Source organism: Methylomagnum sp., assembly GCF_054333355.1.
In genome coordinates this window covers 1-8,209 of record NZ_JBTEKS010000196.1, presented here as the reverse complement: position 1 = coordinate 8,209, position 8,209 = coordinate 1, and the positions used below count along the sequence as shown (strand labels likewise).

At 64.7% G+C, this 8,209-nt stretch carries 6 protein-coding genes; 5 read left to right on the top strand and 1 reads right to left on the bottom strand.

Going from position 1 to position 8,209, the window contains the following annotated elements:
* The 5 genes from ACXWUF_RS14370 to ACXWUF_RS14350 all read left to right on the top strand — a co-directional run.
* Window positions 1-245: hypothetical protein (locus ACXWUF_RS14370; RefSeq protein WP_458495334.1), on the top strand; the 245-nt coding region annotated here is incomplete at its 5' end.
* 92 nt (window positions 246-337) lie between these two features.
* A complete protein-coding gene (locus ACXWUF_RS14365) occupies window positions 338-721 on the top strand; it encodes a DUF6763 family protein (protein WP_458495333.1) in 384 nt (127 codons plus the stop codon).
* 3 nt (window positions 722-724) lie between these two features.
* Window positions 725-1,570, top strand: a complete 846-nt coding sequence (locus ACXWUF_RS14360) for an EcsC family protein (protein WP_458495332.1) — start codon at window positions 725-727, stop codon at window positions 1,568-1,570.
* A gap of 159 nt (window positions 1,571-1,729) precedes the next feature.
* Window positions 1,730-5,782: a response regulator gene (locus ACXWUF_RS14355; RefSeq protein ID WP_458503298.1), complete on the top strand. Its 4,053-nt coding sequence runs from the start codon at window positions 1,730-1,732 to the stop codon at window positions 5,780-5,782.
* A 122-nt stretch (window positions 5,783-5,904) separates the two neighbouring features.
* Complete coding sequence (locus tag ACXWUF_RS14350) at window positions 5,905-7,107, top strand: PP2C family protein-serine/threonine phosphatase (protein ID WP_458495330.1); 1,203 nt, start codon at window positions 5,905-5,907, stop codon at window positions 7,105-7,107.
* A 280-nt stretch (window positions 7,108-7,387) separates the two neighbouring features.
* Here the strand turns inward: ACXWUF_RS14350 and ACXWUF_RS14345 are convergent.
* On the bottom strand, window positions 7,388-8,209 hold an 822-nt coding region (locus tag ACXWUF_RS14345), incomplete at its 5' end, for a hypothetical protein (protein ID WP_458495329.1).

Genomic DNA, 8,209 nt, shown 5'->3' with positions numbered 1-8,209 from the left:
GAGCGGTGGATGCGCTTTGCTTATCCGCCCTACGTCTATTTAAACCGCATTCCCACGCGGCGCGTGGGAACGAGCTAATACCCATGTCCGGCTTCCAAATACTCTTCCTCATAATAAATATTACCTTCGCAGCAACCCTTTTCTTCGCCGAAAGCACCGTAGCCAAAATATTCGGTGTCCTGATGCTCGCCGAGAGCATTGGATATACGATTTTCATCATCGCCAAAAACCGCAACCTCCAATAGTCCCCGACAATCTCCCCGCCCCGCCGGGATAGAATCCCCCCGTCCTCCTGTCATTAATCCCGTACCCCCGAACGAATTACAGGAGCGCAACCATGCCCGCCAACAATGCCGACCCCATCGTCGGAATGTGGTACAAGCATTTCGACAAGGGCGAGAAGTTCGAAGTGGTCGCCGTGGACGAGGACGCCAAGTTGGTGGAAATCCAGACCTACGGCGGCGATATTGATGAAGTGGACCTATACGTCTGGTACACCTTGCCCATCGAACCCATCGAATCCCCCGAGGACGAGATGGCCCCCATGGACGACGTCGAAGCCGACGACCAGGATTACTCGGAAACTTCCCTGCCGGAACGCTGGGAAGAGGTCGCCGAGGGGGTGAAGCATCCGAAGGAGGGCTGGGACGAAAGCACCGGAACGGACCAGCCCGACGCGGACGAAGACTGGAATACACGGGGGGACGACGAGGAACCTTAAGCCATGAACGAATTAGTCAAAAGAAGCCCGCCGCGCCTCACCCTTGAGGACCGCGAGGCGCTCCGGCAAGCCCACCGCCACTTGGAATATCCCAGCTTCGCGGCCCGCCTGACCAGCAAGCTCGGCGCACCGATTGAAAAGCTGGTCAAGGCGCTGCCCGAACCCTGGAGCGAAGGCTTGCAACACGCGACGCGGGTCGGCCTGGAACGCACCCTGACGGTCGCCATCTACTCGCTGGGACGCCATAAAAAGAAGCGCCGGACGCCGCGCAGCAATCGCTACCACAAGACCCTCGGGCTGCTGTCCGGGGCGGCGGGCGGGCTGTTCGGCCTACCGGCGGTGGTGGCGGAATTGCCCATCACCTCCACCATCATGCTGCGCTCCATCGCCGACATCGCCCGTGGCGAGGGCGAGGATTTGGACGATCCCGCAACCCGCCTGGCCTGCATGGAGGTCTTCGCCCTGGGGGGCCGCTCCAAGGACGACGATGCCGCCGACGCGGGCTATTACGGCATCCGCTTGGCCCTGGCGATGCACTTCACGCGGGTGTCCGAGCAGGTGGTGAGCCAGGGCATCGTCCGCTGGAATCCGCCCACGGTGGTGCGCTTCATCGCCGACGTGGCCGCCCGCTTCGGCGTGGTGGTGACGGAAAAAGCCGCCCTGCAAATGGTGCCCATCCTGGGGGCCGGGACCGGCAGCCTCATCAATCTGATTTTCATGGAGCATTTCCAGGACATCGCCCGCGCCCATTTCATCATGCGGCGGCTGGAGCGGAGTTACGGGATCGAATTCATGCGGGCGGAATACGACCGGCTGACCGGAATGGAGCGCGTGCGGGCCGTGCGCTAGCCCCGCCCGCGAAGTGGGCGGGCTTCAGCCCGCGATGGAATGCGGCCCGGTCGCGGGCTGAAGCCCGCTCCCACCCCGGCCTTACAAAAACCTTCCGCACTTTTCGCAAAGCGCTAGGTCTCTCGTTTAACCATCCCTAGCGTTTCGACGACAACCACAATGCGAACGCATGGCGCCGACGCCCCGGACTCCGGGCCAAGCACCGGCGCTGAAATCCAACCGCCGGGAAACGGCGCGCCTCGTTCCCCAACGGGTTACTTGACCCGGCTCTGGGCCGCTATTCCCAAATTCTGCGCCGCCCTGCTGGTGGCCCTGGGCGGCGGCGTGCTGTGGGGCTGGGCGTTCGACATCCCCATGCTGAAAAGCGTGGTGCCCGGCTTCGCCAGCCTCAAGGCCAATGGCGCCCTGTGTTTCGTGCTGGCGGGGTTGGCGCTCGCCTTGCTCGACGAACCGGACAGCCGCGCCCGCCGCCAATGGGGCATGGCCTCGGCGGTGCTTATCATCCTGATTTCCGGCCTGACCCTGCTTGAGCAATTCGATGGGATCGGGCTTACCATCGACCAATTCTTGATCCGGGACACCGACACGTCCCCGGCGCTGCATCCGGGCCGCATCGCGACGGCCACCGCCGGGGGCTTGTTCCTTGGGGGCTGGGCGTTTGTCTGCCAAGCCCTGGCCCGCCGCAACCCGCGCTTCATGGCCGCGTCTCGATGGTTGGCGCGGGGGGTGATGGCCATCGGCGGCATCGCCCTGATTGGCTACGGGATCAACTTCAACTACCTCTACACCTGGTACGCCTTCGGGGCGATGGGACTCAACACCGCCGTGGGGCTGATCATACTGGGGATGGGATTGTGCGCCATGAACCGGGTGCCGCACCCGGTGGCCGACGACCGGCGTATCACCTGGCTCGCCACGGCGCTGCTGGCGGGGGTGGCGGGCATCACCGGCATCGCCGTCTCCGCCATCATCGAGAACGAGGTCGAACGCGCCCTCAACGAAGGCTTGCGGATCGGCCTCGACAGCCATCTCGCCCAGGTGAAATCCAGTGTCGAACTGCGCACCACGCGGGCCGAAATCATCACCACCCGCCCCAATCTGCTCAGGCAACTCCGGGAACTGGCGCGGCAGTCCGGCGCGACCGAAGCCCACGGGGAAATCCAGCGGGTACTGGAAAGTTTCACGCCCCACGGCTTTTCCGGGATAGCCGTACACGCCCCGGATGGCCGGGAGGTGGCCCAGATGGGCACCTTCGTGGACGATCCGGCACTTGAAGTCCGGCTGGACGGTCCCGGTGAGGCGTATTTGCTCTGGAAAGACGGCTTTTTCCTGCGGCACCGCCTGCCGTTGCGCGATGCCGAGGGTCCGCTGGGCACGGTGCTGGCCGAGCAGCCCCTGCCCAATCTCACCCAGGCCGTGCTGGAGAACCAATCGCTGGGCGAAAGCGTGGAATTCGTGCTGTGCCGCAACGGGGTGCCGGACAGCTTCCGCTGCTTCCCGACCCGCCTGACGCCCCGGCCATTTTCCGTCGAGCCATTGCGCGATGGCCCGAACCGATTCGTGTACCGGGCTATGGCGGAGGGCTTCGGCTTCGGCTCGACCGTCGACTACCGGGGCCGGCGGGTGCTGGGCGCGTTCGGCCCGGTGGACAACCTGGGACTGGTGGCCGTGCTGAAGATCGACGCCGCCGATCTATACGGGGCCATCGGCGCGAAGTTCATGCTGGTCATGCTGCTGACCACCGCCTTGATCGCCGGGGGCAGCTTCCTGGTGCGGACGCGGGTGCGGCCCCTCGCTGCGGCCCTGGAAACCCGGGTAAGGGAACGTACTGCCGAACTGCTGGCGTCCAATGCCCGTCTCAAGGAAAGCGAGCAACGCTTCCGGCAGGTGTCGGAACTCAGCAGCCAGTGGATTTGGGAGCAGGACGCCGCCGGGCGCTACATTTTCAGCAACGGGGCGGTCAAAGAAATATTGGGTTATGCGCCGGAGGAAATCATCGGCCATTGTTATCAAGATTTTTTCACAGAGGAGCACCGCGCCCAACGACGCGCCGAACAGGGGAACATTGCCGCCATGAAACACGGTTTCGCAGGAGTCATTAATCATTATTGCCACAAGGACGGGCACGAGGTTCACACCGAATCCAGCGGGGCACCGATTCGGAGCGGGGAGGGCGCCGTGGCCCGCTGGCGCGGCGTGGACTACGACATCGGCTGGCAAAAAGCCAAGCAGGCCGCCGAGGCCGCCAGCCGGGCCAAGAGCGAATTCCTCGCCAATATGAGCCACGAAATCCGCACCCCAATCAACGGCATCATCGGCATGATCGAGCTGGGGCTGGACACCGATCTGAACCCGGAGCAGCGCGAGTACCTGACGATGGCGCGGGAATCGGCGGAATCGCTGCTGCGGCTCATCAACGACATCCTCGACTTCTCCAAGATCGAGGCGGGCAAGCTCGACCTCGAACCCATCCCCTTCAACCTGCGCGACAGCGTGGAGACCGTCATCAAGACCCTGGCCCTCCGCGCCCACAAGCAGGGCTTGGAACTGGCCTGCCACATTCCGCCGGACCTGCCCGACCGGCTGGTCGGCGACACCGGGCGCTTGTGCCAAGTCATCGTCAACCTGGTGGGCAACGCCATCAAGTTCACCGAACGGGGCGAGGTGCTGGTGGATGTGGCGGAGGACTCGCGGACGGATGAGGAAATCGTCCTGCACGTCACGGTGAAGGACACCGGCATCGGCGTCCCCTTCGAAAAGCAGCGCACGATCTTCGAGGCGTTCGCCCAGGCCGACGGCTCGACCACCCGCAAGTTCGGCGGCACCGGGCTGGGGCTGGCGATTTCCTCGCGGCTGGTGGCCCTCATGGGCGGGCGCATCTGGCTGGAAAGCCGGGGCACGGGCCAAGGCAGCACCTTCCACTTCACGGCGCGGCTGGGCCTGCAAACCGGCGCGGCGGTGGACATCGTGGAAGACCTGCCGGACGCCAAGGGCTTGCCGGTCCTCATCGTGGACGACAACGCCACCAACCGCCGCATCCTCGAAGAAGTGCTGGTGAATTGGGGCATGAATCCGCTGGCGGTGGAGAGCGGGCAGGCCGCCCTGGACGAAATGGAGCGGCTGGCGGCGGCGGGCGACCCGCTGCCCTTGGTGCTGCTGGACGCCATGATGCCGAAGATGGACGGCTTTCAACTGGCCGAGCGGATCAAGCAGCACCCCGAGTTCGCCCGCGCCACCATCATGATGCTGTCGTCCGCCGTCCAGCGCGGCGACACGGCGCGGTGCCGGAAGCTCGGGATCGCCTCCTATCTGACCAAGCCGGTGAAGCAGTCGGACTTGCTGGACGCCATCCTGGCCGCGCTCAAGCCGTCCAAGCAGGAGGTCCGGCCCGTCAGCGCCATCCGTCCCGATCCCGCCGAAAACGTGCGGCCCTTGCGGGTGCTGCTGGCCGAGGACAACCCGGTCAATCAACGGCTGGTGGTGCGGATGCTGGAAAAGCGCGGCCACTCGGTCGCCCTGGCGAACAATGGGAAGGAGGCCGTGGCCGCCGTGGAAACCGAGTTGTTCGACGTGGCCTTGATGGATGTGCAAATGCCGGAGATGGACGGCTTCGAGGCCACCGCCGCCATCCGTGGAATCGAGGAGGCCAGTGGTCGCCATACCCCCATCATCGCCATGACCGCCCACGCCATGAAGGGCGACCGGGAGCGCTGCTTGGCGGCGGGGATGGACGATTACATTTCCAAGCCACTGCAAACCCGGCGGCTGTTTGAACTCATGGAGTCCGTGACGCCCGAACCCGAGTCGGCCCACGACGCCATCCCGGAACCGCCGGAACCGAGCGGATCGGAAGACGACGCGGCGGGATTCGACCGCAACGCCGCGCTGGCCCGTGTCGACGGCGACGAGTCGCTGTTGCGGGAGATCGCGGAATTGTTCTTCGTGCAGACGCCAGTGCTGCTGGCGGACATCAAGGACGCCATGGCGCGGCGGGACAGCCAGGGATTGGAGCGGGCCGCGCACACGCTGAAAAGCTCGGTGGGCAACTTCGCGGCCAAGGGCGCGTTCGAGGCGGCGTTGCGCTTGGAGAAGATGGGCGCGGGCGGAAATTTGACCGAGGTCGAGTCCGCTTATGACGAATTGGTTGACGCGGTGAACCGGCTAGGGGCGGGCTTGGCCGGATTGAAGGCGCCGGAAGTCCGGGCGGCTTAAGCAGCCATCGGATGTGGGAGCGGGCTTTGGCCCGCGACCGGCCATTGATCGCGGGTTAAGCCTCGCTTCCTGGTTATACGCTATTGATCGTGGGCTAAAAGCCCACTCCCACGGGGACATCCATGAAAATCCTAATCGCCGAAGACGAAGCCGTCTCCCGGCGGCTTCTGCAAAGCTACCTGGAAAAGCTGGGCTACGAGGTCGTGGCGGCGGGCAATGGCGCGGAGGCGTGGCGGCTGTTCCAAGACGGCGAATTCCAGATCGTCATCAGCGACTGGCTGATGCCGGAAATGGATGGCCTGGAACTGATCCGCCGCATCCGGGAATGCCAGTGCCCGGCCTACATCTATACCATCCTGCTGACCGCCAAGTTCCGCAAGGAGGACATCGTGGCGGGCATGGAGGCCGGGGCCGACGACTTCATCGCCAAGCCCTTCGACCGCGACGAACTGCGGGTGCGGGTGCGGGCCGGTCAGCGCGTGGTGGAGCTGGAGACCGCGCTGATCCGCAGCGTTGACGAGCTGAAATCGGCTCACCAGCGGGAATTGGAAACCGGCGCCCGGATTCAAAAGGTGCTGCTGCAAGGCCGCACGCCCCGCACCCTGCCGGGCCTGCGGGTGGCCGCGCTGACCCTGCCGTCGCAGCAGATCGACGGGGATTTCTACGATTTTTTCCTGCACCATCACCGCTGCCTGGATGTGGTGGTCGGCGATGTGATGGGCAAGGGCGTCCCGGCGGCCTTGCTGGGCGCGGGCATCAAGAACAGCTTTTGCCGCGCCTTCAGCCGGTTGATGGTGTCGCTGGAGCGGGACCGCCTGCCCGAGCCGGAGGAAATCGTGGCGGCGGTCCACCGCGAAATGACCCCGCAGCTGACCCGCCTCGACAGCTTCGCGACGCTTTGCTACGCCCGCTTCGACCTCGACCGGCGGTTCGTGACCTTCGTCGATTGCGGCCATCCCAAGACCATCCATTTTCAGGATCGAACTCGGGCCAGCGAAATGCTCCAGGGCGAGAACCTGCCGCTGGGGTTCAGTGAGCAGGAAACCTACCGGCAGGTGTCCGCGCCCTTCGAGCTGGGGGATTCGTTCGTGTTCTACTCCGACGGCGTGACCGAGACGGAGAACGCGGCGGGCGAGTTCTTTGAGGAACGCCGCCTGGTCGCGTTGGTGGAGCGCTGCGGCGAATTCGATCCCCAGGAGTTGATCGACCAGGTGCGCCGGGCCGTGATGGATTTTTCCAACTCGGAGACCTTCGCGGACGACCTGACCTGCGTGGCGGTGAAGATCGAGAAATGGCCGTCGCGGGGCGGGCGTTGGGCGGCGTAAAAGCGCTCGTAGTCCCGGCTTCAGGCGGCGGCGGTAAACCGACCGGAAAAAACCGGCTGAAGCCGGGACTACGAGCGCTTTTGTCCGGTGGAGAAAGAATCCTTAACTTAGGCGATTCTAGGAAAGGCCATATCTGTAGGATGGGTAGAGCGAAGCGAAACCCATCCTATATCCAGGTCAACGGGGACAAGCCTTTTCGGAAATCGCCTTAATGGCAGTGACGGGGACCGTGGGAACGATAAAACGATAAAAGGGGTGCGGGCGTCCCGATCCCGCCCGTCTAAATCGCGGGCGAGACGCCCACGCTCCTTTCTCGCACCTCGGCGAAGGTCCAATCCTTCAACAGCTTGCCGCCCGCCCATACCGTTTCGAGCGCGTCCTCCCACTCCTCGCCCGGCGCATGGCCGTCGTCCAGCGGCAAGGTTTTATATTCGCCGGTGAGCCGCGAACGGAACAGCGACAGCCGCCCCGCCTTGGACCTCTTGCCGGGGTCCGTCACCGGGTCTTTGGACACGGGGCACCAGCGCCCATCGCGCCGGATGGCCGAGCATTTCATGGCGAACTTGAGGGTGTCGCGGTCCAGCCGTTGCAACAGCGCCCCGCCCATGCCGAAGGCGATGTTGTCGGTGGCGTAGCCCTGGCCCGTGAGCCTGGCGAGGATTTCCTCAATGGAGCGGGCATTCACGCCATCGCCCTGGATGATGCGGACATGCCGCAGGACTTTGTAGCCCTTGCTGTTCACGGTGGCGCCGAAGCGCTGGTCCAGAAGCTCCGCCACTTTCGACACCACGTCGATGGGATCGCCGGAATCGGGCCGGACCACCAGGGTCGCGCCGGAATTCACCACCTCATCCCGTAGCGTGCCGCCCCAGATGTTCTCCACGGCGTTGAACACGTCGTAGCTGTCCGAGACCACCGCCACCAGCCTCCCCGGCTGGGCGAATTGCCGGAGCATGTTGCGGTAGGCGTCGGTCTCGCCGTCCCGGCCCCAGGCGGTGATGGTGCTGTGTTCCGCCGCCGGGATGGAGTGGCCGGCCATGGGCTCGCCGTAATAGCGGCGGGCGGCCAGGACGCCGGACGCGGTGTCGGTGCCCCGGAAATT

Excerpts from the sequence above, each read along its gene's own strand:
- ACXWUF_RS14365 (WP_458495333.1), top strand. The coding sequence starts at position 338 with ATGCCCGCCAACAATGCCGACCCCATCGTCGGAATGTGGTACAAGCAT.
- ACXWUF_RS14360 (WP_458495332.1), top strand. The coding sequence starts at position 725 with ATGAACGAATTAGTCAAAAGAAGCCCGCCGCGCCTCACCCTTGAGGAC.
- ACXWUF_RS14355 (WP_458503298.1), top strand. The coding sequence starts at position 1,730 with ATGCGAACGCATGGCGCCGACGCCCCGGACTCCGGGCCAAGCACCGGC.
- ACXWUF_RS14350 (WP_458495330.1), top strand. The coding sequence starts at position 5,905 with ATGAAAATCCTAATCGCCGAAGACGAAGCCGTCTCCCGGCGGCTTCTG.